The sequence below is a fragment of the Kribbella sp. NPDC048915 genome, assembly GCF_040649595.1.
In the GTDB taxonomy this organism is placed as follows: Bacteria; Actinomycetota; Actinomycetes; order Propionibacteriales; family Kribbellaceae; genus Kribbella.
Window position 1 is genome coordinate 88765 of sequence record NZ_JBEZFT010000001.1, and the last position, 25347, is coordinate 114111.

Genomic DNA, 25347 nt, shown 5'->3' on the forward strand with positions numbered 1-25347 from the left:
GCCGATGACGACCGATCCGAGGTTCGACGGCCGCATCCGCGACGACGCGGCCCTGCTGCCCACGATCCATCCTGGCGACAGCCACGCCGCGACGCTGGTCGAGACCGCGGCCGGTGACCTGCTGTGTGCCTGGTTCAACGGACCGGGGGAGGGCGAACCGGACACCAACATCGTGCTGTCCCGCCTCCCCGCGGGGTCCGGCACCTGGCAGCCGCCGGCCCAACTGTCCAGCGATCCGCGCCGCTCCGAGCAGAATCCGCTGCTGTTCGTCACGCCGGAGGACGACATCTGGCTGCTGCACACATCGAACGAGCCCCATGACCAGTCGACGTCGCGGGTGATCCGGCGGATTTCGCGGGACGGGGGGATCAGCTGGGACCGCAGCGAGGTGTTGTTCGACCACCTCGGCAGCTTCATCCGCAACCCGGTCGTGGTGTTGAGCAACGGTGACTGGTTGCTGCCGGCGTACGACTGTGACAGGACCGCCGAACGGACGGTGCTGAAGCTGAGCACCGACCGCGGCGAGACCTGGTCGACCGTCGAGGTGCCGGACGCGGTCGGGCAGGTGCAGATGAGCATCGTCGAGCTGACGCCCGGCGAGCTCGTCGGGTACTTCCGCAGCCGGGCCGCCGACCGCATCCATCGGTCGGTGTCGAAGGACAACGGCCGCACCTGGACCTCCCCGGAGCGGACCGCGCTGCCGAACAACAACTCCGCGATCCAGGCGCTGCGGCTGGCCGACGGTCGCCTGGTGATGGTGTTCAACGACTCGTCGGCCGAGCGGGACCAGTTCCGCTGGGTCGACGACGGGCAGGGCGGCGTCCGGCGCAAGACGCTGCGCACCCCGTTGACGCTGGCGATGTCGGAGGACGACGGTGCGAGCTGGCCGTACTGGCGGAACCTGCAGGTGCAGGACGAGGAGTACCGCGAGAACGAGTTCGGCTACTCGTACCCGACGCTGCTGCAGACCCGGGACGGCCGGCTGCACGTCGCGTACTCGTACCTGCGCAAGACCATCAAGCACGTGATCTTGGCGCCCGAATGGATCCAGGCAGGAGACCGACTGCCATGACGATCGAGAAGTGGGGCCTGCACGAGCTCACCCTGACCGGCCCGTCCGGCACTGCTGGGGGCAACCCGTTCGCGGACGTCGAGTTCCAGGTCACCTACCAGTACCGGAACCGGAGGGTGACCGTCGACGGCTTCTACGACGGGGACGGGACCTACCGGGCCCGGTTCTCCCCGGACCGCGAGGGTGAGTGGTCGTACCTGACATCCAGCTCGGCCGCCGAACTCGACGGCCACCGCGGAGTGTTCGAGTGCGTGCCGCCGGCCCCCGGGAACCACGGTCCGGTCGGGGTGCTCGGCAGGCACCACTTCTGCTACGCCGACGGCACGCGGTACGACTGCATCGGGACGACCTGCTACCACTGGACCTACGAGTCCAAGGACCTGCAGGAACTCACGCTCGCATCGTTGCGCGCGGCACCGTTCGACAAGGTCCGGATGTGTCTGCTGCCGACGGACGGGATGCGCCCCGAGCGCACCCCGTTCGCCGGGGCGGCACCTGGTGCGGTCGATGTCGAGCGGTACGACCCCGACTTCTTCCGGCAGTTCGAGAGCCGGGTCGCGGAGCTGCTCGCCCTCGGCATCCAGGCCGACCTGATCCTGTTCCATCCCTACGACCGAGGTGTGTGGGGTTTCGACCGGATGACGCCCGCGCAGGACGCCGCCTACCTGCGGTACGTCGTCGCGCGCCTGGCGGCGTACCGGAACGTCTGGTGGTCGCTGTCGAACGAGTACGACTTCAACCACGAGAAGACGATCGCGGACTGGGATCGGCTGTTGCAGCTGGTGCAGCGGTACGACCCGTACCAGCGGCTGCGGTCGATCCACAACGGCACGAAGATGTACGAGGTCTTCACGCCGTACGACTTCGGCAAGCCGTGGATCACGCATCAGAGCGTGCAGCACTGGGACGGCGCCGAGACGGCAACGTGGCGGGACTGCCCGAAGCCGGTGGTGATCGACGAGATCGGCTACGAGGGCAACGCCGGCCGCCGCTGGGGGAACTTGACCGCGGACGAGTTGGTGCACCGGTGCTGGCAAGGCATGGCGCTCGGCGGGTACGTCGGGCACGGCGAATCGTTCGTCGATCGGGAGACGCGCGCGTGGATCTCCGTCGGCGGACGGCTGTACGGCGAGAGTCCGGAGCGGATCGACTTCTTGCGCGGTGTCTTCGCCGGACTGCCCCGACGACCGGACGGCGAGATCGACCGCGAGCGCTGCGTCCTGCACTACCTGGGCGATCGGCAGCCGGCCGCGGTCGAGTTGGCGTTGCCGGACGGCGATCCGTTCCAGTTCGACCTGATCGACACGCGCGCGATGACCATCACGCCGCTGTCGGAGTACTCCGGGCCGAGCCGCATCCCGCTGCCGGCCACGCCGTACCTCGCACTGAGAGGCACCCGATGACGTCAGTAGCTCGCTGGGACGTTCTGGAACTGCCGGTCGCCGGTCCCACCACTGCCCACTTCCGGCACGCGACCGGCGCGTCGGCTTGGGTCGAATCCTTCCGCTCTGGCGACGGCTGGCTCATCAGGTTCAGCCCGGACCTCGAGGGGCGTTGGACGTACGACGGTGGTGAGGTGGAATGCACGCCTGCCACGTCCCACGGACCGGTGCGCCGCGCGGGGACGACGGTTCGCTGGGCCGACGGCACGCCGTACCATCCGCTGACCACCGAATGGTTCGGCCGACCGGACCAGTGGCCGGCTGCTCGCGCCGCGCTCACGGCCTCGTCGTTCAACCGGGTGCGGCTGCGAGCGTCCGAGGCCCTGGAGCAACAGGTGCACGACCTGCTGGCTGCTGACATGGTTGCGGACGTCCTGCTTCCCGACGATGAGGACGTGATACGGCACGTGGTCGTCCGGCTGGCCGCGTACCGCAACATCACCTGGTGCCTGGAGTCTGGCTCGCGCGCGCCGGCCGAGCTGATCGCCGAACTGGACCACGGCCACCATCTGATCTCGTTGCATGAGGCAACCGATCCGGGACCGCCGTGGCTGACCCATCTCAGTGTGCGGCTGGAGAACCTGCGCGCCGTCTCGGCCTTGCGCCGCGACCACGCAAAGCCGGTGTTCGTCGACGCCTGCGGGCGCGAGGGCGACGGTACGACGCCCGACACCAGCCTCCGGCCGGAGGAACTGCTGACGCGCATCTGGGAGGGCACGGTCCGCGGCGCATACGTCACGCACGGAGAGTGGTACGTCGAAGCGCCCTGGTCCGGCGGCGGGAGCCGGCCGACGGGGGTGGTCGCGCAGCGGCTGCGACTGCTGCGGGAAGTGCTCGACGAGCTTCCGGACGGTGCCGAGCCGATCGACGACTACCGCGACGCACCCACCCTCGCGGTGCCGGGGACCTACTACCTGCAGTACCTCGGCGAGCATCAATTCCCCGACCGTACGTTCACGCTCCCGAAGGGGGTGTACGACGTCGACGTGCTCGACGTCTGGAACCACACGGTCCGCCGGACCCGGGAAACCGTCTCGGACACGCTGACGGTGCGGCTGCCGGGAGCGCAGTACCAGGCCATCCAGATCCGCCGGGCCTGCTGATGCCCGCGCTCACCTCGGGTCCGCGGCAGGCCGAGCTCCGACGAACGCCGGACGGCGTCGTCCTGCACCTCGGGCTCGTGGCGGGACCGGTGTATCTGGAACGCCCAGTGGCCGACCTGCTGACTTACTCGATCGGACGTCCGTGGCAGGTGGCTGCGCCGGACCCGGACGGGTTCTGGATATCCCGGCGTCCAGGCGAGCATCGGGCCGGCTGCCGGACCGGACCGCTGGCGGTCGAGTTCCGGTTGGCCTTCGACGAGGGCGATCGCCTGCGACTCGACCTCAGTTGGCGCAACACGAGCCGGCGCCGGCTCGCCGACCTTGCCGTCGGGGTGCTGCTCGACCTCGGGCGGGTGAAGGACAGCCAGTTGACCGTCCCGGGCCTGATCTACAACGACAACCCGTCCGCCGACCCGGCCCGGCCCGTTCCGCGGGTCGGGCACACACCCGGCGGGGGATTCGTCGCCGAGGAGGATCGGCTGCCGATCCCCGGCGTCAACCTGGAATGGCGCGAGGGCCGTGATCGCCGGCAGCTGTCGGTCTTCTCCCGGCCACAGGCGCGGCGCTCGGCGGACGGGCAGGTCCGGTACGGCTCGCTCGGTGTGATCCGGCAGGACGGACCTGTCGTCGCGGCCCTGAGCGGCGTACTGATGTTCGACGGCAAGCAGGACGTCCGGTACGTCAGCAAGGCGGCGACTGAGGCCACCGACGACGGGTACCTGACGTTGCGGCCGGGTGAGGTCTACACGCAGCAGTTGGTGCTCGACTGGGGACCGCAGAGGATTCGCGGTCATGCATTCCGTGAATTGGTTGCCGGCGGCCGGGCGCTGTTCGCCGAGCCAGGTGCGAGCGCGCTGACGACGGCCGAGCTCGTCGCACTCAAGACAGTTGCCCTCGACAACAGGTGGTATCAGGCCGGGACCGTTGCCGGGTACACCAAGTTCAGCGAGATCCCGGGCAACGGGCCGCGCAAGACGGCGCACTTCCTGTACGGCTGGACCGGTCAGGGGCTGAAGCTGGCCTGGTGCGACGCACAGCTCGGCTTCACCGCCGGCGACCGGTTGCGGATCGATCGCTGCCGCGCGGCCGTCGAGTTCTACCTGGGCGGCAGCTCGACGCCGACGCCTGGCTTGCGGCACAACGCCTACCAGGTGACGACGCGCCGCTGGACAAGCTTTCGGACCGGCAGCCGCCCGATGATCGCGAGTCGCGCGTACGGCGAGACGCTCAGCGACCTGGCTGACATCGTCGCGCTGTTCCGCCGCCACGGCGAGCCCGTGCCGCCGTCCTGGCCGGCCGCACTCACCGAGGCCGCGGCGTTCCTGCGGCGTTCCCAACTGCCGGACGGGACGTTCCCGATCGGCTGGCGGCTCGACGGCACGCCCGCATCGACGGCGATCTCCGCTGCCGGTCTTCCGTGTGTGCTGGCGGCTTTGAAAACCGCCGACGTCCTCGACGCCGACGATCTGTTGGCCGAGGCAACCACCTGGATGTCGCGGTACCACGACCAGCACGCGCGGACGTTCGACCGGCCGTTCGCGCGCTCGACGCTGGACGCGGCCTGCGAGGACAAGGAGGCCGGCATGTATTACTTCATGGCGGCCTACGAGCTGTTCCGCCGCACCGGCGATCCGCTGTACGCCTCCTGGTGTGAGGTGGCGGCCGACTGGTTGCTGACCTGGGTGTACGTCTGGTCGCCGGAACAGGACGAAGGTACGCCACTTCACCGGTCCGGCTTCAACGCGATCGGCTGGCCGTCGGTGTCGGTCCAGAATCACCACCTCGACGTGTTCTTCCCGACGTACGAACTGCTGTCCTTCGGCCTCCTCAGCGGCCGGCCGCACTATGCGGACGCGGCACGGACGACGTTGCACGCCCTCACGCAGGGCGTCGCGGTGAGTCCGGGCGATTGGGACTTCCCACTGCCGGGCGAGCAGGGCGAGGCGGTCTTCCAGACGTACTGGCAGCGCCGGGGCCACACCAACACGTGGAACCCGAGCTGGGTGATCGCGGTCCCACTGGCCAACGCGTTGCGGATTCAGGCCGATGGCTGACTACGTCATCACCGACTACGGAGCAGCTGCCGGCATCGACAGTACGGTGGCGATCGCGAAGGCGGTCGAGGCGTGCGCACTGACCGGTGGACGGGTCGTCGTACCTGAAGGCTCGTTCTTGACCGGACCGATCCGGCTGCGCAGCAACGTCGAGCTGCACGTGTCGGCCGGCGCGATACTGCGCTTCCTGACCGACGCGTCGGCGTACCCGATCGTGCGGACGCGCTGGCAGGGGATCGAGTGCTTCAGCAACTCGCCGCTGATCTACGCCCACGACGAGACCGACGTCGCGGTCACCGGCACCGGGACACTGGACGGCGGTGCGAGTACGGCGAACTGGTGGAGCAGCACGAAGCCGCGCGCGGACTGGGAGCGGCTGCTGCGGATGGTGGCCGACGACGTACCGGTCGAGCAGCGTGTGTTTCCGCCGGGGCACGGGTTCCGCCCGAGCTTCATCCAGCCGTATGCGTGCCGCCGGGTCCGGATCGAGGACGTGCGCATCGTGGACGCACCGATGTGGGTGGTGCATCCGGTGTACTGCAGCGAGGTCCTGGTGCGCGGCATCACCGTGCACTCGCTCGGCCCGAACAACGACGGCTGCAACCCGGACTCGTGTACCGATGTCGTCATCACGGGGTGCTCGTTCAGCACCGGCGACGACTGCATCGCGATCAAGTCGGGGCGAGACGACGACGGGCGTCGCGTGGGACGCCCGTCGCGCAACATCCTGGTCGAGTCCTGCCGGTTCACGGCGGGCCACGGCGCGCTGACGATCGGCAGCGAGGTCTCCGGCGGCGTCCAGAACGTCCAGGCGCGCGAGCTGCACATCACCGGGTCCGCGGTCGACTACGCGATCCGGATCAAGACCAACTCCGAGCGCGGCGGTCTGATCGAGGACGTCACGGCGTCCGACATCACGGTCGACGCCGTCACCACGTCCGCGGTCTTCGTCACCACCCGGCACGCGGAGCCGGACCAGTTCGGCGGCCACGCTCCCGTCGTCCGCAACCTCACCGTCAGCAACCTGACGGTGGGATCCGCACCGGCCCACGACAACGGAGGGTTCCCATCGTGATGCTTCCGGCGACGCTGCTGCTCGAGGAACGGGCGGCGCTGGCCATGAACGCGGTCACCGGTCTGGCCGACGACGACCGGGACGGCATCCCGTTCTTCAGCGCGAACCTGCTGGTCCGGCCGGCGCGGATGGATCACGGCGACTGGGACTACGGCTCCAGCCACGGCCGGCTCACCGACGCTGCCCTGCTGGCCCGGCAGATGACCGGCGGCAAGGACTGGGACGCGCGGTGGACCACGATCGCGGACGGCTACCGGCAGCGGCTCTTCACGTTCCTCGGCGAGGACGGCCTGACGTATCGGCAGACCCATCCGAAGGGACACTGGCTGCCCAACGCCAACCTGATCGACCAGCGCGCCACCCTGCTCGCGCTGACCACCGCGGTCGTCGCCGAAGACGACCCGCGGGCACGACGGGCCGCGGACCGGCAGGTGGCGGCTTTGAAGCGCATCGCGATCAAGGAGCGCGACGTCTGGTTCTACCCGGCGTCGGAGTACACGAAGACCGGCTGGCCGTCGTCGAACGCGATCGACCTGCACCTCGCGCCGGACCCCGCGTCGTTCTCCGGCCGCCTGATCATGCCGCTGCTGCGCTATCACCAGGCGACCGGCAACATCGATGCGCTGGAGCTGTGCGAGTGGTTCGCCCGGCTGATCGTCGAGAAGAGCGGCGTCTTCAACGAGGACGGCAGCTTCAACGCGGCCCGCGCGTACCGCAGTGGTCACTTCCACACCCGCGTCGGCACGCTGGAAGGTCTGGCGCGCCTGGCCCGGCACACCGGCGATCACGGTCTGACGGAGTTCGTGCGCCGCAGCTACGACTGGGTGCTCGGCGAAGCGACCGGCTTCGGCTGGACGCCGGGTGACCTGGCCGATCAGCAGTACGAACACGAGACGTGTTCGCTGGTCGATCTGATCGGTTTGGGTGCGACTCTCGCCGGGAGCGGCCGCACGCAGTACTGGGCCGTCGTCGAACGTTTCGTGCGCAACCACCTGGCCGCGTCACAGTTGCAGGACGTCAGTTGGGTCGAGTCGGCGCCGGATCGCTCTCAGGACGAGCCGGGCTGGCGAACCTACGCGAACGTGGGGGAGCGCGTGCTGGGCGCGTTCTGCGGGTACGGCGCTCCCAACGACTACGTGTCCGACGTGCCGCTCGGCCGCGGGCACACGAACGACGTCCAGGCCTGCTGCGTCGGGTCCGGGGTTCGCGGGCTGTTCTGGGCCTGGAACAACATCGTCACCGCCGACCGCGGCGTGACCCGCGTGAACCTGCTGCTGACCCGCGGGCAGCACGCGGTCGACGTGATCAGCCACCTACCGGTCGAAGGCACCGTCGAATTGCTGGTCAACGAGCCGATGGACGAGCTGCGGGTCCGGATCCCCGAGTGGGCCGGTTACGCCCGGCTGCGGCTCCGGCGCGGCCAGAGTGAGCGCAGCGGTGCCGAGCGGATCTGGGCTCCCGACGGCTACCTGTCGATCCCGAAGCCGCGGCCGGGCGAGCGCATCACGGTGACGTTCCCGATGGTGGAGCAGACCACCGTCGAGACCGCGGCCGGCAGCGAGTTCCGGACGCGCTGGCGCGGTGACGACGTGATCGCGATCGATCCGCCGGGGACGTCGCGCCCGATGTACGGCGACCGCCCCGAGCATGCCGGCGGTGTCCGTGAGTACGAACTCCATCGACCCGAAACGGAGTGGTCCTGGTGACAACCGAACCTGAGTGGGTGCTGGCCGAACCGCCCGCGGCGGCAGCACTGACGGCGTACGACCTGCGCTGTGAGCATCGGGTCGGGCCGATCGGCATCGGTACGGCGCGACCACGGCTGAGCTGGCGCCTGGCGTCGCCGATCCGCGGTGACCGCCAGGACGCGTTCCGCGTGCAGCTGCTGCGCGACGGCGTACAGGTGTGGGACAGCGGATGGCGGACCGAGCCGAACACGTACCTCGACCACGGCGGCGCACCACTGACGTCGCAGACCGACTACGTGTGGCAGTTGTCGATCCGTGATGCCCGCGGCGTGGTGTCCACGGCGGAGTCGACGTTCGCGACCGGGCTGTTCCACGACGACGAGTGGGAAGCGCACTGGATCGAGCACGACTACGAGACCGATCCGTACTTCGAGCCGCCGGTCGACCGCGCCGAGCCGCGAACGGTGCGGCAGGCAACCATCGCTCCGCCGCGCTACTACCGGCGGTCCTTCGAGCTGACGCAGCCTGTCCGGCGCGCCCGGGTCTACGTGACGGCCCACGGGCTGTACCAGTTCAGCGCGAACGGGCAGCGGGTCGGCGTCGACGAGCTGACGCCGGGATGGACCGACTACCGCGCGCGCGTCACCTACCAGGCCTACGACGTGACCGGCCTGCTCCGCGAGGGCGAGAACGTGATCGGCGCGATCCTCGGTGAGGGCTGGTGGTCCGGGTACGTCGGCTGGGACACGCGCAGTCACGCGCACCACTACGGCAAGAAGCCGCAGTTGCTCGCGCAGCTGGTCGTCGATCATCCCGACGGTTCGCGAACTGTGGTTGCCACCGACAACCGCTGGGTCGAGCACGTCGGGCCGATCCGGTTCGCGGACCTGCTGATGGGGGAATCGTACGACGCCCGGCTCGAACTGGACGGCTGGTCGAGCCCGGGGTACGACGCGAGCGACTGGGCGCCGGCCGGTGACGTCGGCGGCGACGTGTCGACGGTGATCGCCTCGACGACCGAGCCGGTCCGCGTGACGTCCGTCCTCCCGGCCGTCGAGGTGACGACGCTGGGGGCCGGCCGGTTCATCGTGGACCTGGGACAGAACCTGGCCGGCCGGGTTCGGCTCCGGGTGCGTGGGGCCGAGGCGGGTGATCGGATCCGGCTGCGGCACGGGGAGATGCTCCAGGCCGACGGCGAGCTCTACACGGCCAATCTGCGGACCGCCGACGCGACGGACTACTTCGTCAGCGCCGGCGTCGACGTGGAGTACTTCGAGCCGATCTTCACCGTGCACGGCTTCCGGTACGTCGAGATCGACGGGTATCCGGGCGACTTGACCGCCGAGGACGTCGTGGGCCGCGTGCTGCATTCGGACACGCCGGTGGCCGGCCGCTTCGACTGCTCGGACCCCGGAGTGAACCAGCTGCTCAGCAACATCCGGTGGGGCCAGCGGGGCAACTTCGTCAGCGTGCCGACCGACTGCCCGCAACGCGACGAGCGGCTCGGCTGGACCGCGGACGCGCAGATCTTCCTGCCGACCGCCGCGTACCAGGCCGACGTGCTGACCTTCTTCGAGAACTGGCTGGCCGACCTCGCGGTGGCGCAGACCTCCGAAGGCGCGATCCCGGACGTGATCCCGCACGTCATCACCGGTCGGCACGGGACGCCGGCCTGGGCGGACGCGGCCACGATCGTGCCGTGGACCCTGTACCGCATCTACGGCGACGAGCGCGTACTGCGGTCCGCCTGGCCGGTGATGCGCCGCTGGGTCGATTACGTGCACCGGGCGAATCCCGATCTGATCTGGCGCAACCGGACGAGTGGTCATTACGGCGACTGGCTGCAGGTCGGCGTACGAACGGATCGGGATGTGCTCGCGACGGCGTACTTCGCACGGAGCGTCGAGTTCACGGCGGCAGCGGCTCGGGTGCTGGGGTACGTGGACGAGGCGGCGGCGTACGGCGAGTTGTGGGAGCGGATCGCGGCGGCGTTCGTGGCCGAGTTCGTGGATGCCGAGGGCAAGGTTCGCGGTGACACGCAGACCGGGTACCTGCTGCCGTTGGCGTTCGGACTGCTGCCCGTGTCGGCCGAGCAGGTCGCGGTGAAGCATCTGGTGACCGATCTCGAGCGGCGCGATCGGTCCCTGACCACCGGATTCGCGGGCGTCGCGTTGCTGTGCCCGATCCTGACCCGGTACGGGTACTCCGAGCTCGCGTACGACCTGTTGCACGACGATCGGTATCCGTCGTGGGGGTACTCGATCAAGCACGGCGCGACCACGATCTGGGAGCGGTGGGACGGGTGGACCGAGGAGAACGGGTTCGGTCCGGTCGCGATGAACTCGTTCAACCACTACTCGCTCGGGTCGGTGGGCGAGTGGCTGTACGCCGATGTCGCGGGTATCAGCCAGGCGCCGGACTCGGTCGGCTTCGGCTCGGTGGTGATCAGACCGACTCCCGGCGGCCGTCTGACCTGGGCCGAAGCCGCGTACGACACGCCGACCGGGCGCATCAGCACTCGCTGGTCGGTTGCTGACGCGACGTTCGCTCTGGACGTGACCGTCCCACCGAACACCGAAGCCACCATCCACCTGCCGGCCGGCACTGCCCTCGAGTCCGGCCGCCCGCTGTCCGACGCCGAGGGTGTGACGCCCCTGGAGTCCGAACCGAACGTCACCTGCCGGGTCACGTCTGGCAGCTACCACTTCACCAGCCCCGTCAGCGCGAGCGGCGAGATCCCCAGTTAGCGCGAGGAGCCCCATGCGAATCCGCCCCCTGAGCTTGTTTCTGAGTCTGTGCCTGGCTGTGCTCGCCGGAGCTTCGCTGCCGGCCACTGCCTTGTCCCCGAGCAGCGCCGTCGCAGCGGCCGCGGCGAATCCCGCCACCTACGGACCGTTCGACCCACGCGTCGAGCTCGACGGCCATTGGGGTCGCGACGACGACGTGGCGATCACCGTGAACTCCGGCTCGACCGCCCGCTTCCGGTTCACCGGATCGCATCTCGGCGGCCTGTTCGACACCGCATCGATCACCGTGCCGGCCCAGCTGTCCGTGTCGATCGACGGGGCCGCGCCGACAGTGCACTTGGTCGACGCCGGCCACAAGGTGTTCGCCGGCAACCTCGATCCGGCGGTGGCGCACACCGCCGAGATCGCGGTGAAGGACGTGAACGAGTACGAGAACCGGTGGAACCTGCCGCTGCAGAGCGGCGTGGTGTGGGAGAAGATCGAGCTTGCGCCTGGTGCGAAGCTGATCCCGCTGCCGACCACGACCGAGCGCCGCATCGAGTTCTACGGCGACTCGATCACCCAGGGTGTGATGGCACTGTGCCCCGAGCTCGGCAGCGACTGCGCGGACGGCACCAAGGCGTACCCGCACCTGGTCGGCGCGGCGTTCGGTGCCGACACCAACCAGGTCGGCTTCGGCAAGCAGGGCATCCTGCAACCCGGCCACGGCAACGTCGGCACGGCCGAGGAGTCGTACGGCCGGCATCTGGCCGGCTTCCCCGCCACCGGGTTCGACCCGGGCGCGATCGTCGTCAACTTCGGCACGAACGACGCGGCGTACAGCAGCGCCGAGTTCACCCCGGCGTACCTGCGGTACCTGCGCATGGTCCGTGCAGCCGAACCGCAGGCACTGATCGTTGCCCTCCGCCCCTTCAACGGCACGCACGCCGACGACATCAAGACCGCCGTCACCGCCGTGAAGGACCGCAGGATCGTGTACGTCGACACGACCGGCTGGCTCGGCCCGGACGACTTCAACGGCACCACGCATCCGAACATCCGCGGCCACCAGGTCGCCGCCGCCGAAATGACGGCGGTCCTCGAACGCCTGACGGGCTGGCGAGGCTCCCGGCCCGGCGACGCGACCCGGCCCACGCTGTCCCCGAGCGGTCCCGCCGATGCGACCTGCACGGACACCCCGCTGACGATGACCTTCCCGGGCCCCGTGCGCTTGGGCACCAACGGCAAGCTCCGGATCCACGCCGCGAACGGCGCGGTCGTCGACACGATCGACCTCGCGGACCTCACGACGTACCAGCGAACCGTCGGCGACGCGCGCACCGACTTCGACCAGCTCCACGTCTGGATGTACCAGGCCGTCATCGTCGACGGCCGCACGGTCACGATCCATCCGCATCACCGGCTGGCCCCCGGCCAGGTGTACTCCGTGACCGTCGACCCCGGTTTCGTCGTCGGCAACCCGGGCATCACGAACTGGCGCATCCGCACCCGACACGACCCCAAGACCGACACGAAGCTGCACGTCGACGGTCGCGGTGGCGGAGATTTCTGCACTGTCCAAGCGGCGATCGACTTCGTGGCTGCAGGGCACAAGGCGACGATCGACGTCGCGGCCGGGCGGTACCGCGAGCTGGTCTGGGTGCCACCCACCAAACCGGGCCTGACCATTCGCGGCGCCGGCGCCCACCGCACGACAATTGGATACCCCAACAACAACCTGCTGAACGGCGACTCCGCGATGGGCAGCGTGCCCGAGGAGCAGTCGTTCTGTCAGCGCCGCGTGATCCCGCAATCGGACCGGTTCAACTGCTGGCGCGCCGCGATGGCGGCGTTCGCGGACGACTTCACGATGACGGACCTGACCGTGCAGAACCTCACGCCGTACCGCGGCTCGCAGGCGGAGGCGTTCTTCGGCAACGGCGACCGGATCGTACTCGCACGGGTCCGCATCGTCGGGTACCAGGACAGCCTGCGCCTGCAGGGCAAGGCCTTCGTGACCGACAGCTTCGTCGAGGGTGACGTGGACTTCGTCTGGGGGACCGGTGGTGTGTTCATGCAGGACTCGGAGCTGAAGGCACTGCACGAGGGCTACTACAACCAGGTCCGCAACATCGACGACGGCCCCGGCAACATCTTCGTCCGCGTCCGGTTGACCCGCGCGCCCGAGGTGCCCGACGACAGCGTGTTCCTGGCCCGGGCCGAGCTGAGCAGGTTCCCGACCAGTCAGGCCGTCTTCATCGACTCGGCGATGGACGATCACGTCAAGCAGACCGGCTGGCAGATCACCAGCCCCAACGACTGTGCGGCCGCCCCGCAGCTCCGGTTCTGGGAGTACCGCAGCACCGACCTGGCCGGCCGTCCGCTCGACATCAGCGCACGACTCACGTGCTCCCGGCAGCTCGGCGACGAGGAGGCCACGCGGCTGCGCGACCCGTCGCTCGTGTTCGGCGGATGGCACCCGGTCGTACCCCGCCCCGAAAGGTGATCCATGATGAACAACGTCAACCGTCGCGCCGTCCTCGGAGGTGCCTTCGCCGTGACCGTCGGTTCCGCCACCGGCTGGCCCACTCCTGCCGCCGCCTCGACCGTTCCGACTGCTCAGGCCGCTGAGGTTCCGGCTGCTGAGGTTCCGGCCGGGGGAGTGCGCCCGCACCCGGCGCCGCGGCCGGTCGCGCCGGTCAATGCGGAGATCGCAGCTGCCCACGCCGCGACGTACAAGACGCTGCCGCAGGTCGTCGTCGGTGTGGACGTCGAGGACCTGATGAAGATCCACACGGCGGCCGACGCGGACGCGCTCCGCCCGCAGTTGGTCGCGCAGGTGTGGAAGGACACCGGCAAGCTCCCGACGCAGTTGCCGACGGTACGACGCGACATCGGTGTACCGCCCGAGTTGCCGGCGTTCACCGGCGTACGGCGCTACGACAAGCTCGACGTGGCGATGGAGTTCGGGTACGTCGCGTCGGTGTTCGTGCTCGAGCCGACGCAGAGCACGCACCGGCGGGTCGCGTTCTACCACAACGGTCACGGCGAGGGCCCGGAAACCATGCAGCGGGTCGCGCAGGGTCTGCTCGACCACGGGTACACCGTGCTGCTGTTCGCGATGCCGTTCTACCACTGGAATCCCAAGACACTGCAGAACCCGGCCGACCCGACCGAACAGCTGCAGCCGTCGCACAACGACCTGCCGGACTGGGAATCCGACACCTACTCGCCGCTGTCGCTGTTCCTCACGCCGCTGGCCGTGGCGATGAACCACGTCCAAGCGACCTACCGTCCCTCGTCGGTGCAGATGGTGGGACTGTCCGGCGGCGGCTGGGCAACCACGGTGTACCCGGCGCTCGACATCCGGATCACGCGCTCGTACCCGACGGCCGGCTCGCTGCCGTTCTTCGTCCGGCCCGGTTCGCCGAAGCCGAGCCCGACCCGCGGCGACTGGGAGCAGCGGCTGGACATGCAGCCCGGGCTCTACGGTCTGGCCGACTTCCCGGACTTCTATGCGCTCGCGTCGATCGGCCGGCACCGGCGGCAGCTGCAGATCCTGAACCGGTTCGACGACTGCTGCTTCAACGGCGTCGGACATCGGTCGTACGAGGCCGTGGTCCGGCAGCGGATCGCGGTGATCGGGACGGATGCCGTGAGCAACGAGTCGAACGGTCACTGGGAACTGCTCGAGGACGCGACCCACGAGGACCACACGATCAGCCCGTACGCGCTGTCGGTGATCCTGTGGGACCTCGATGTCCACTGCGCCCACCTGCCGTGAGCCTGCGTCGACGGGCGGCCCGTCAAGCAGGCGGGCCGCCTGTCGACGTCACCTGATCTGGTGGACGTCCTTCACCAGGTGCCCGTTGACCGTCACGTTGTCGAAGCTGAGCGCGGCGTGCTGCACGGTACTCGGCTGGTCGACGGTGAAGGCGCAGTCGACCAGCCGGAAGTCCTCGATCCGCGAGTCACGGTAGCCGCGGACCAGCAGCGCGTTGCGGGCGTGTTCCACCCGCACGTCGCGCAGTTCCACGTTCTTGACGTACGGCGTCAGCGGACCCGCCGTACCCTCGCCGCGGTAGAAGTTGCACTGTACGACCTCCTTCGTGACCTCGGTGACGGTGAGGTCGCGTAGGTGCACGTTCTCCACGAAGCCGCCGCGGACGGCGTTGGTCTTGATGTACAGCGCGAAGTACGGTCCGCCGATCCGGCAGTCGCGCACGTACACGTTCCGGATGCCGCCGGTGAGGTCCGAGCCGAGCGTGATCGCGCCGTACTTGAGGCGCAGGGCGCAGTCCTGGATCAGCACGTCCGCGGTCGGTACGCCGACGCGCAGACCGTCGGCCTCCCGGCCGGACTTGAGCGCGATGCAGTCGTCCCCGGCGGTGATGTCGCAACCGGCGATCACCACCCGCCGGCAGGACTCCAGGTCGATGCCGTCGTTGTTGGGCCCCTGCGAGTCGAGGACCAGGTCCCGGATCGTCACGTTGGTGCACAGCACCGGATGGATCTGCCAGAACGGTGAGCGCACCACGGTCACGCCTTCGATCAGCACGTTGGTGCAGTCGTACGGCTGGACGAAGCTGGAGCGTAGTCGGGTGCCGACAAGGCGTTCCTCGAGCGGTACGCCGTACCAGCTCTGCTCGCGAAGCGTCGCGAACTCGTCGTCGCACTCGTGGAACCACTGCCACCACGTGTCCCACGAGCCCTGGCCGTCGAGGGTGCCGGTTCCGGTGATCGCGATGTCCGTACATCCGTTGGCGTAGATCATCGGCGCGTGGTTGAGCACCTCGAGACCTTCGTAGCGGGTCTCGACGAGCGGCAGGTAGTCGGCCGGGTCGGTGCTGAAGACCAGCGTGGCGCCCTCGCTGACGTGCAGCTCGACGGACGACAGCAGCCGGATCCCGGTGGTGTGCCAGCGCCCGGGCGGTACGACGACGCGCCCGCCGCCGGACGCGTGACAGGCGGCGACGGCGGCCGCGATCCCCGGGCCGGCGTGCGACTCGACGGCGCCGTACGCGGTGATCGGAAAGTCGACGGCCGGAAAGACGGGCGGCCGGACGTCAGCCAGGAGGCGTTCGGCGGCCGGCCAGACCGCCCGCTGCCCGGTGTCGTGCTGCCCGGTGTCGGGAGCGGTCACGTGTCGACCCGGGAGCCGTTGATCCAGACCTGGTTCAGGTGCAGACCCTCGACGTGCTCGATCACGTTCGGCTCGGTGATCGCGTCGAAGCGGCACTGGTGCAGGTGGATGTCGCGGAGCGGGTTGTCGGGCAGGCCGAGCAGGTTCAGCGCCACCGGCGCGGACGCCACAATCAGGTGGCTGATCGAGATCCCGCGCACGTCCGGCGGGTACTCCCCGGTGGTCACGTTGGCGTAGTTCAGCACGATCTCGATCGCCGAGTCGGCGGCCTGCCCGACCTCGACGCGGCGTACGTCGATGTTCGCGATCGTCCCGCCGCGGTCCGGGTTGCTCTTGATCCGGATCGCCCGCTCGAGATGCGGACTGCTCATCGTGCAGTCGCGGACGTAGATGTCCAGCACACCACCGCTGGTCTCACTGCCGGCCGTGACGCCGCCGTTCCCGTCGGCCATCTCGCAGTTCCGGACGACGGCGTACCGCGCGGGCACGTTCACCCGCCGGCCGTCCGCGTCCTTGCCGGACTTGAACGCGATGCAGTCGTCACCGGTGGAGATCGTGCAGTTCTCGATCAGGACGTCGGTGCACGACTCGGCGTCGATGCCGTCGTTGTTCGGTCCCTCCGGGCTGTGCACCGTGACGCCGCGGATCGTGACGTTGCGGCAGAGCACCGGGTGCAGGTTCCACATCGGGGAGTCCAGCACCGTGAAGTCCTCGAGCAGGACGTTCTCGCAGCGGTTGAACTGCAGGAGGTTGGGACGCAGGTAGTGGCCGGCGCCGAACACCCGCTCCTCGACCGGCACACCGTCGGCCGCCAACTGGATCAGCAAGGCCTTGTCGGGCCCCTCGGTGGGTGGCGGGTTCCCGGCCCAGTCCCACCAGTGCGTCGCGTCGGCGCGGCCGTCCAGCACGCCCTCGCCGGTGACCGCGATGTCGCGCTGGCCGTACGCGTAGACGAAGGGCGAGTAGTTGTAGCACTCGGTCCCCTCGTAGCGCGTCGCCACCACCGGGAGGTAGTCGGCCGGATCCTGGCTGAACGCGAGCCGAGCTCCCTTCGCGAGGTGCAGGTCGACGCGGCTCAGCAGATGCACCGCACCGGTCCGGTAGTCGCCGGGCGGTACGACGACGTGACCGCCGCCGTCGCGGCGGCAGGTCTCGATCGCGTGGCGGATCGCTGCGGTGCAGTCGGTCGCGTCGTCGCCGATCGCGCCGAAGTCGCGGACGTCGTACCGACGGTCCGGGAACCTCGGTGGCCGGATCCGGCGCAGGATCGCCGCGATCCGCGCGTCGGCCGCCGCCTCCTCAGCAGGCCCGCAAGCCGGCGCAGCAGCAGGCTCGGCGGCGGCCGGGGCGGTACCGCCGCCGAGCACGGTGCCCGCGGTGAGGGTGCCCGCGCCGGCGAGCAGGACGGTACGGCGACGAACTGGGGCGGTCATCCGCGTCCTCCTTGATGCAAACGATTGCAGCCGATCGTGCCCGAGTGCCGCCGGTGTGTCAACGGCTGCCCTTGACCGGCCCGGAATCTCTTGGATACTTGCGGACAGAGCCTGATCTCGTCCGCACCTGTGTCCGCCCCCAGGAAGGTGTTTCGTCATGCGCCCTGCTCGTCGTCAAGTCCTCCGCCTCGGCACTGGCGCATTGGTTGCCGCCGGCATCGGCCTTCCGTCCGTCCCGGCCGGCGCGCGGCAGACCTCCTGGATCGGCGGCGAGGGCGCGGTCCGCGGCCGGATCCGGCCACCGCGATTCCGCGCCGAGCGGTTCCCGATCACGCGGTACGGCGCGACGCCCGCGGATGCCACCGCGGGCATCGCGGCGGCGATCTCCGCGTGCCACCAGGCCGGCGGCGGTCATGTCGTCGTACCGCCCGGGCTGTGGCACACCGGAGCGATCCACCTGCTGAGCCATGTCGACCTGCACCTGGAGGAGGGCGCCACGCTGCGGTTCAGCACCGACCCGGCGGCGTACCTACCCGTCGTCAGGACCCGCTGGCAGAGCGTCGAGGTGTACAACTACTCGTCCCTGATCCGCGCCGACGGGCAGACCGACATCGGCATCACCGGCAAGGGAGTGCTCGATGGTGCCGGCGACAACGAGCACTGGTGGTACTGGATCGGCAGCGGTCAGTACGGCTGGCACGAAGGCCTGCCGAACCAGCGCGCCGACTGGGGTGAACTCGAGCGGATGAACAACGAGCAGGTCCCACTCGGCGAGCGCGTCTTCGGCGCCGGGCACTACCTGCGGCCGAGCTTCGTGCAGCCGTTCCGCTGTACGAACGTGCTGATCGAAGGCGTCACGATCAAGGACTCGCCGATGTGGACGATCCACCCGCTGGAGTGCCGCAACGTGACCGTCCGCGGCGTCACCGTCGAGAACCTCGGCCCGAACGGTGACGGCTGCAACCCCGAGTCCTGTACGGACGTCCTGATCCGCGACTGCACGTTCGCCACGCACGACGACTGCATCGCGATCAAGTCCGGCCGGGACGCCGACGGCCGCCGGCTCGGCCTGCCGTCGCGCGGCATCATCGTCGAGAACTGCCACTTCCTCAGCGGTGGCGCGGCGGTCGCGGTCGGTAGCGAAATGAGTGGCGGTGTGCACGACGTTTACGTCCGGCGGCTGACCGCGCCCGCCGACCCGGCCGCGGACGAGGCGTGCCTGCAATGGCTGCTGTGCGTGAAATCCACGTCGACCCGCGGTGGATACGTGCACACCGTCGATGTCCGGGACGTGGATTCGGGCGCCTGGATGTATCGTCCTTTGGAAATCACTTTCAGCTACCAGGGAGGTGGCGACCAGTCGCTGTTCCCCGATGTGCACGACATCCGTCTCGACCGGATCCGGGTGGCCCGGGCCGAGCGGGCGTATCGCATCGTGGGTGCGGAGAGCCGGCACATCCGCTCGGTGGCGATCACGAACAGCCGCTTCGGCCAGGTGGCCGCGGAGGCTGTCGTACAGTACGCCGACGACGTGACGATCCGGAACGTTCGGATCAGTACTTCTTTAGGGGATTCAGAGTGGCGGAACGGATTCGCTTGATCGACGTGGCTCGCGCGGCCGGTACGTCGGTCTCCACGGTGTCACGGGCGCTGAACGGTTCCGACCTGATCTCGCCCGAGGTGGTGGCCCATGTCCGCGACGTGGCCGGCAAGCTCGGGTACCGCGCGGACAAGCGGGCGCAGGAGTTCAAGCTCGGCCGCCCGCTGACCGTCGGTGTGACGGTGCCGGACCTGGCGAATCCGTTCTTCTCCGAGGTGCTGAAGGGCCTCAACGCGGCCGCGCGCGCCGGGGGCTACCGGTTGCTGATCGGTGAGAGCAGCGAGGATCCGGCCGAGGAGCTGCGGCTGGTCGACGAGTTGGTCGACTACTCGGGTGCGCTGGTGCTGTGCAGTTCGCGGCTGACCCGAGCGGGCCTGGAGAAGGCGCTGGCGCAGCCGGTCCCGGTAGTCTGCATCAACCGCAACGTCAAGAATGCGGGCGTCGTCGCCATCGACTACCGCGTCGCGAGCCGCCTGCTGCTGGAGCATCTGACCGAGCTGGGTCACCGACGCGTGCTGTACGTCGGCGGCCCGCCTGCGTCCTGGTCCGACGGTGAGCGTCGGCGGACGCTGCGGCGGACGGCGCGCGCGATGGACGTGACGCTGGACGAAGTCGACGGCGGCTGGTCCGGCAACCACGGGTACGACGCGGGACCGACCGTGCTGCACAGCCGGGCGACCGCGGTGATCACGTTCAACGACCTGGTCGGGATCGGGCTGCTCAGCTGGATGTACGACAACGGCGTCGAGGTGCCGGCCGAGCTGTCGGTCGCGTCGTACGACGACATCCCGATCGCGGCGTACTCGCGGCCGCCGCTGACCTCGCTGCGGAACGAGCGGGCGAAGCTCGGCGAGCTCGCCTGGGAACAGCTGACGAAGCGGCTGGGCGGCGCGGACTGGCCGGCGCCGGACCTGCTGTCCCCGGAGTTGGTGGCGCGCGCCAGCACCGGCCCGGCGCGCCGCCGGGCGCGGATCCGCACGACCTGAAATCGCTGCGCCCTGAGAACGCTGTTCTGCACTCGCGGTGCTGGATCTGCGGTGCTGGATTCGCTGTGCGCGATGCACTGTGCTGGATTCGTTGTGCTGGATTTGTTGTGTGCAAACGATTGCACGAACCGCGGGGTGTCGATTACTGTTGGCGCATGCTGCCGCCACGTGTCGTGCTCGGGACGGCGTACTACCCGGAATACCTACCGCGCGCGGCCGGTGAGCGGATCGCGGTCGACCTCGACCTGATGGTTGCGGCCGGCATCACCGCGATCCGGGTCGGCGAATCGGTCTGGTCCACCTGGGAGCCGCGGGACGGCGTGTTCGACCTGCACTGGCTCGAACCGGTGCTGGACGCTGCCCACGACCGCGGGATCGCCGCGATCCTCGGGACGCCGACGTACGCCGTACCGCCGTGGCTGCAACGAGCCCACCCGGAGCTCGCGGCCGAGCGCAGCAGCGGTGTGCCGGTGCCGTGGGGGATCCGGCAGGAGATCGACTACGGGCAGCCGGCGTTCCGCTTCCACGCGGAGCGGGTGATCCGGCGGATCGTCGAGCGGTACCGGGACCATCCGGCGGTGATCGGCTACCAGGTCGACAACGAACCCGGCGTGCTGCTGGCGCACAACACATCCGCCTTCAACGCGTTCGTGGCCGAGTTGCAGGAGACGTACTGCGAAGTGGACGCGCTGAACGAGGCGTGGGGCCTGACGTACTGGTCGCACCGGCTGAGTGACTGGTCCGAGTTGTGGCGGCCGGACGGGAACAGTACGCCGTCGTACGACCTGGCCTGGCGCCGGTTCCAGGCTGCGCGGACGACCGAGTTCATCGGATGGCAGGCCGAGTTGGTGCGGTCGCTGCGCAGGCCGGGCCAGTTCGTGACGACCTGCCTCGCCTACGACCGGCCGGCCGTGGCCGACGTGCCGCTGACCGCGGCGCTGGACGTTGCGGCGGGCAACATCTACGTCGATGTCCAGGAGGGCCTCACGCGACCCGCGCCGCCGTCCCGGTCCGAGCCCGGGTGGATCGCGCGATCGGTGACGGAAACGCTCCTGGCAGCGGATCGAGCGTACGGATCGCGGGGTGAGCCGTTCCTGGTGACCGAGACGAACGCGACGTCGATCGGCGGCTCGCACCAGAACCGGCCGCCGTACCCGGGCCAGCTGCGGCAGCTCGCGTGGACGATGGTGGCGCGCGGTGCGCGGATGGTCGAGTACTGGCACTGGCACTCGATCCACCACGGCGCCGAGACGTTCTGGGGCGGCATCCTCGGGCACGGCCTCGAGCCCGGGCGGATCTATCAGGAGGTAGCTGATCTCGGCGCCGAGCTGACCGCGGCCGGCTCGGCGCTGGCCGCGTTGGCGCCGGATGTCGACGTCGCGGTGCTGTGGTCGACCGAGAGCGACTGGGCGCTGCAGTTCCAGCCGCCGTTGGCCGACGCGGGCGGCGCGCCCGACAAGGCGTCGTACCGGACGATCGTCGGCGCGTTCCATGCCGGGGTGGTGGATTCGGGTCGGCAGCCGGGGATTGTGCCGGTCGAGCGGTTGGACGCCGCATTGTCGGCGCCGGTCGTGGTTGCCGCGGGGATGTACATCGCTTCGGACGCGACGTTGGAGCAGTTGGTCGCCTATGCGCGCGGCGGCGGGCATCTGATCATTGGGCCGCGCACCGGCTATGCCGACGAGGAGGCGCGGCCGCGCGTCGCGGTCGCGCCCGGTCCACTGCGCGCGGCGGCCGGTGTCGGGTACCAGGAGTTCGAGAACCTGGACTCACCGCGGCCGGTGCGCGGGCTCGCGGGATGCGCAACGCGGTGGGCGGAGACGTTGATCGTCGACGATGCCGACGTGCTCGCGTCGTACGAGCATCCGGGTGGCGAGCGGCGGCCGGTCGTGACGTCCAAGCGCTTCGGCGGCGGGCGGGTGACGTACGTCGGGACTGTGCCGGATGCTGCGCTCGCGGCGGCGTTGTACGGCAAATCGCGGCTGTGGGCTCCGTCGGTGACCGCATTGTCGGCGGTGAACGCGGCGGGGGAGCGGTTGTGGTTCGTCCACAACTGGTCGGGGACCGCGGTGACTGTCACTCCGCCTCGTGAGGTTGCCGGACCGGTCCAACTGGGGCCCTGGGACGTCCGAGTGCTAGGGGTGTCGTGAAGTACTTCGAGGATCTGACACCGAGCACCGGTGCCCGCGAGCCACGAGCCTGGTTGCGCTCGTCGCGCCCGCGGATCGAGTTGAACGGTCGATGGAACTTCAAGCTGTGGCCCGGCCCGCCGGACGCAGTACCGACCGTCGCCCCGGACTGGTGCGAGCTGGAGGTGCCGGGGCACTGGGTGCTGCAGGGCCACGATCGGCCGCGGTACACGAACACGGCGTTCCCGTTCCCGATCGATCCGCCGTACCCTCCGGACGCGAACCCCACGGGCGATCACGTGCGGCACTTCGACGTACCGCACGACTGGCCGGCCGACGGCGCCGTACTGCGGTTCGAGGGCGTCGACTCGTGTTTCAAGGTGTGGGTCAACGGCGTCGAGGCCGGGACGGCGAAGGGCAGCCGCCTGCCGAGCGAGTTCACCGTCGGGCACCTGCTGCGGCCGGGGCGGAACACGCTGGCGGTCCGGGTTCACCAGTGGTCGTCGGGGTCGTACCTCGAGGACCAGGACATGTGGTGGTTGCCGGGCATCTTCCGCGACGTCACGCTGCGCGCGCGGCCGTTGATCGACGACGTCTTCGTGCACGCGGCGTACGACCACCGGACCGGCGCCGGGACGCTGCGGGTCGAGACGGTGCCGGACGCTGTGGTTCGGGTGCCCGAGCTCGGGATCGTCGCCGAACCCGGCGTGCCGGCGGAGATCGCAGCGGTCGAGCCGTGGTCGGCGGAGACACCGCGGCTGTACGACGCGACGGTCGAGGTGCCGGGGGAGACAGTCACGCTGCGGATCGGGTTCCGCACGGTGGCGATGGTGGACGGGCTGTTCACCGCCAACGGGCGGCCGCTGTTCTTCCGCGGCGTCAACCGGCACGAACACGACGAGCGGCGCGGCCGGGCGATGACGGTCGAGGCGATGCGGCAGGACCTGGTGCTGATGAAGCAGCACAACATCAACGCGGTCCGGACCGCGCACTACCCGCCGCATCCCGCGTTCCTGGACCTGTGCGACGAGCTGGGGCTCTGGGTGATCGACGAGTGCGACATCGAGACCCACGGCTTCATCTACACCGATTGGCGCGGCAACCCGGCCGACGACCCGGCGTGGGCGCCGATGATGCTGGACCGGATGCGGCGGATGGTCGAACGGGACAAGAACCATCCGAGCGTTGTGATCTGGTCGCTGGCCAACGAGAGTCACCGCGGCCGCAACTTCGGCGAGCTGGCCGCCTGGACGCGGCAACGGGATCCGTCGCGGGCCGTGTTCTACGAGCGGGACCGGACGTACGAGTTCTCGGACTTCTACAGCCTGATGTACCCGCCCCTGGAAGATCTGGAGGCGATCGGCACCCGGACCGAGGACGTCCCGGAGGAGACCGCCGAGCACCCGGAGCTGGAGGCCCGGCGTCGGGCGCTGCCGTTCGTCCTGGCCGAGTACGCGCATGCGATGGGCAACGGTCCTGGCGGGCTGGCCGACTACCAGCGGGTGCTGGAGCGCTACCCGCGGCTGCAGGGCGGGTTCGTCTGGGAGTGGATCGACCACGGGCTGCTGTTGCCTGGTGCAACGGATCATGTGTACGGCGGGGACTTCGGCGAACGGTTGCACGGGACGAACTTCTGCATCGACGGGCTGCTGTTCCCTGATCGGACACCGTCGCCGGGGTTGCTCGAGTACAAGAAGGTCCTGGAGCCGGTGCGCATCACGGGACCGCTGGTTGTCGAGAACCATCGAACGTTCACCGGGGTGGACGACCTGTCGTTCCTCTGGTCTGTCGCGGCAGACGGCATCGAGGTCGCTGCCGGTCCGCTGGACGTCCCGGAGATTGCGCCGGGCGCCTCTGCTCAGGTCCCGTTGCCGGCCGCATGTGCGCTGCCGGCTGATGCGGAGCGCTTGCTGACCGTGCGCGCGGTGCTCGCGAAGGACACGGCGTGGGCCGATGCCGGTCACGAGGTCGCCTGGTCGCAGTTCGTCTTGCAGCCGGCGCCGGTGCTGCGTGTGGAGCCTGTGGTGGCTCCTGCGGTTGTCGGCGACGTGGTGCGGCTTGGTGGTGCTCAGTTCGACAGTGGTACCGGCCGATTGACTCGCCTGTACGGCCAGGAGGTCGACGGGCCGCAGTTGGACCTCTGGCGTGCGCCGACCGACAACGACAACGGTCAGGGTGGGCGCAACGGCGTCACCCAGGAGTGGCGGTCGGCCGGCCTCGACCGTCTCCTGCATCGCGTCGACAGTGTCGACGTGGTGGACAACCAGTTGATCGTGCGTGCACGCGTCGCTCCCGAGGGGCTCGGTGTCGGCGTGCGGACGACGTACACCTGGGCGGCTTGCGACAAGGGCCTTCAACTGACGGTCGATGTCGAGCCAGAGGGGGAGTGGGGCGGTACTGCGGTCACACCGCGCTGCAGTAGCTGGCCGCGCGTCGGCGTACGGATGACGCTGCCGCGCGCTCTGGACAACGTGCACTGGTACGGCGGCGGTCCTGGTGAGGCGTACGCGGACAGTCGCGACGCGGCGCGTGTCGGACGGTACGCACGGACCGTGGACGATCTGCAGACGCCGTACGTCGTACCGCAGGAGAACGGTGCCCGCATCGACGTACGGTGGGCCGAGCTGACCGATGCGTCAGGCAACGGGCTTCGCGTGACCGGCGTGCCGCACTTCCAGCTCACCGCCCGCCGCTGGACCACCGAGGACCTCGAACAGGCCCGCCACCGCTCCGACCTCACACCCCGCGACCACATCTACCTCAACCTGGACCTGGCCCAAACCGGCCTGGGCTCAGCCTCCTGCGGCCCACCCGCCACTCCCACCCACACCCTCCCCCCAGCGCCCTACGCGTTCACTGTCGTCTTCAGCCCAACGCAGTGAGCAGCCGCTGGCCT

At 69.5% G+C, this 25347-nt stretch carries 15 protein-coding genes; 13 read left to right on the top strand and 2 right to left on the bottom strand.

The window, feature by feature from the left end:
- Window positions 1–4 precede the first annotated feature (4 nt).
- Genes AB0B82_RS00400 through AB0B82_RS00440 form a run of 9 tightly spaced genes read left to right on the top strand, consistent with a single transcriptional unit; the run spans window position 5 to window position 14944 of the window.
- Complete coding sequence (locus tag AB0B82_RS00400; RefSeq protein ID WP_360160814.1) at window positions 5–1072, top strand: sialidase family protein; 1068 nt, start codon at window positions 5–7, stop codon at window positions 1070–1072.
- A complete protein-coding gene (locus AB0B82_RS00405; RefSeq protein WP_360160816.1) occupies window positions 1069–2475 on the top strand; it encodes a DUF5060 domain-containing protein in 1407 nt (468 codons plus the stop codon). The genes AB0B82_RS00400 and AB0B82_RS00405 overlap by 4 nt, the downstream gene beginning before the upstream one ends.
- Entirely contained in the window at window positions 2472–3617 is a 1146-nt protein-coding gene (locus AB0B82_RS00410; RefSeq protein WP_360160818.1) for a DUF5605 domain-containing protein, read from the top strand. Before AB0B82_RS00405 ends, AB0B82_RS00410 begins: the two co-directional genes overlap by 4 nt.
- On the top strand, window positions 3617–5671 hold the full coding sequence (locus AB0B82_RS00415; RefSeq protein ID WP_360160820.1) for a hypothetical protein: 2055 nt from the start codon (window positions 3617–3619) through the stop codon (window positions 5669–5671). The genes AB0B82_RS00410 and AB0B82_RS00415 overlap by 1 nt, the downstream gene beginning before the upstream one ends.
- Window positions 5664–6746, top strand: coding sequence for a glycoside hydrolase family 28 protein (locus AB0B82_RS00420; protein ID WP_360160822.1), 1083 nt, complete (start codon window positions 5664–5666; stop codon window positions 6744–6746). The genes AB0B82_RS00415 and AB0B82_RS00420 overlap by 8 nt, the downstream gene beginning before the upstream one ends.
- Window positions 6743–8452 carry a hypothetical protein gene (locus tag AB0B82_RS00425; RefSeq protein WP_360160824.1) on the top strand — a complete coding sequence of 570 codons (1710 nt, stop codon included), beginning with the start codon at window positions 6743–6745 and terminating at the stop codon, window positions 8450–8452. The genes AB0B82_RS00420 and AB0B82_RS00425 overlap by 4 nt, the downstream gene beginning before the upstream one ends.
- A complete protein-coding gene (locus AB0B82_RS00430; protein WP_360160826.1) occupies window positions 8449–11181 on the top strand; it encodes a glycoside hydrolase family 78 protein in 2733 nt (910 codons plus the stop codon). Before AB0B82_RS00425 ends, AB0B82_RS00430 begins: the two co-directional genes overlap by 4 nt.
- A 13-nt stretch (window positions 11182–11194) precedes the next feature.
- Complete coding sequence (locus tag AB0B82_RS00435) at window positions 11195–13666, top strand: pectinesterase family protein (protein WP_360160828.1); 2472 nt, start codon at window positions 11195–11197, stop codon at window positions 13664–13666.
- Window positions 13667–13672: 6 nt separating this feature from the next.
- Window positions 13673–14944: a hypothetical protein gene (locus AB0B82_RS00440; RefSeq protein ID WP_360160830.1), complete on the top strand. Its 1272-nt coding sequence runs from the start codon at window positions 13673–13675 to the stop codon at window positions 14942–14944.
- 48 nt (window positions 14945–14992) lie between these two features.
- On the opposite strand, the gene AB0B82_RS00445 is transcribed toward AB0B82_RS00440, so the two are convergent.
- Together AB0B82_RS00445 and AB0B82_RS00450 are read right to left on the bottom strand one after the other, a co-directional pair.
- On the bottom strand, window positions 14993–16303 hold the full coding sequence (locus AB0B82_RS00445) for a glycoside hydrolase family 28 protein (RefSeq protein ID WP_360160832.1): 1311 nt from the start codon (window positions 16301–16303) through the stop codon (window positions 14993–14995).
- Window positions 16300–17736: a glycoside hydrolase family 28 protein gene (locus AB0B82_RS00450; RefSeq protein ID WP_360160834.1), complete on the bottom strand. Its 1437-nt coding sequence runs from the start codon at window positions 17734–17736 to the stop codon at window positions 16300–16302. Before AB0B82_RS00450 ends, AB0B82_RS00445 begins: the two co-directional genes overlap by 4 nt.
- A 157-nt stretch (window positions 17737–17893) precedes the next feature.
- Here AB0B82_RS00450 and AB0B82_RS00455 point away from each other — a divergent pair, with 157 nt between their 5' ends.
- From AB0B82_RS00455 to AB0B82_RS00470, 4 genes are all read left to right on the top strand, one after another.
- Entirely contained in the window at window positions 17894–19336 is a 1443-nt protein-coding gene (locus tag AB0B82_RS00455) for a glycoside hydrolase family 28 protein (RefSeq protein WP_360160836.1), read from the top strand.
- Complete coding sequence (locus AB0B82_RS00460) at window positions 19315–20322, top strand: LacI family DNA-binding transcriptional regulator (protein ID WP_360160838.1); 1008 nt, start codon at window positions 19315–19317, stop codon at window positions 20320–20322. The genes AB0B82_RS00455 and AB0B82_RS00460 overlap by 22 nt, the downstream gene beginning before the upstream one ends.
- Before the next feature lie 155 nt (window positions 20323–20477).
- Window positions 20478–22472 carry a beta-galactosidase gene (locus AB0B82_RS00465; RefSeq protein ID WP_360160840.1) on the top strand — a complete coding sequence of 665 codons (1995 nt, stop codon included), beginning with the start codon at window positions 20478–20480 and terminating at the stop codon, window positions 22470–22472.
- Window positions 22469–25333 (top strand): glycoside hydrolase family 2 TIM barrel-domain containing protein, encoded by a 2865-nt coding sequence (locus tag AB0B82_RS00470; RefSeq protein ID WP_360160842.1) that lies wholly within the window; start codon window positions 22469–22471, stop codon window positions 25331–25333. The genes AB0B82_RS00465 and AB0B82_RS00470 overlap by 4 nt, the downstream gene beginning before the upstream one ends.
- The last annotated feature ends 14 nt before the right edge of the window (window positions 25334–25347 follow it).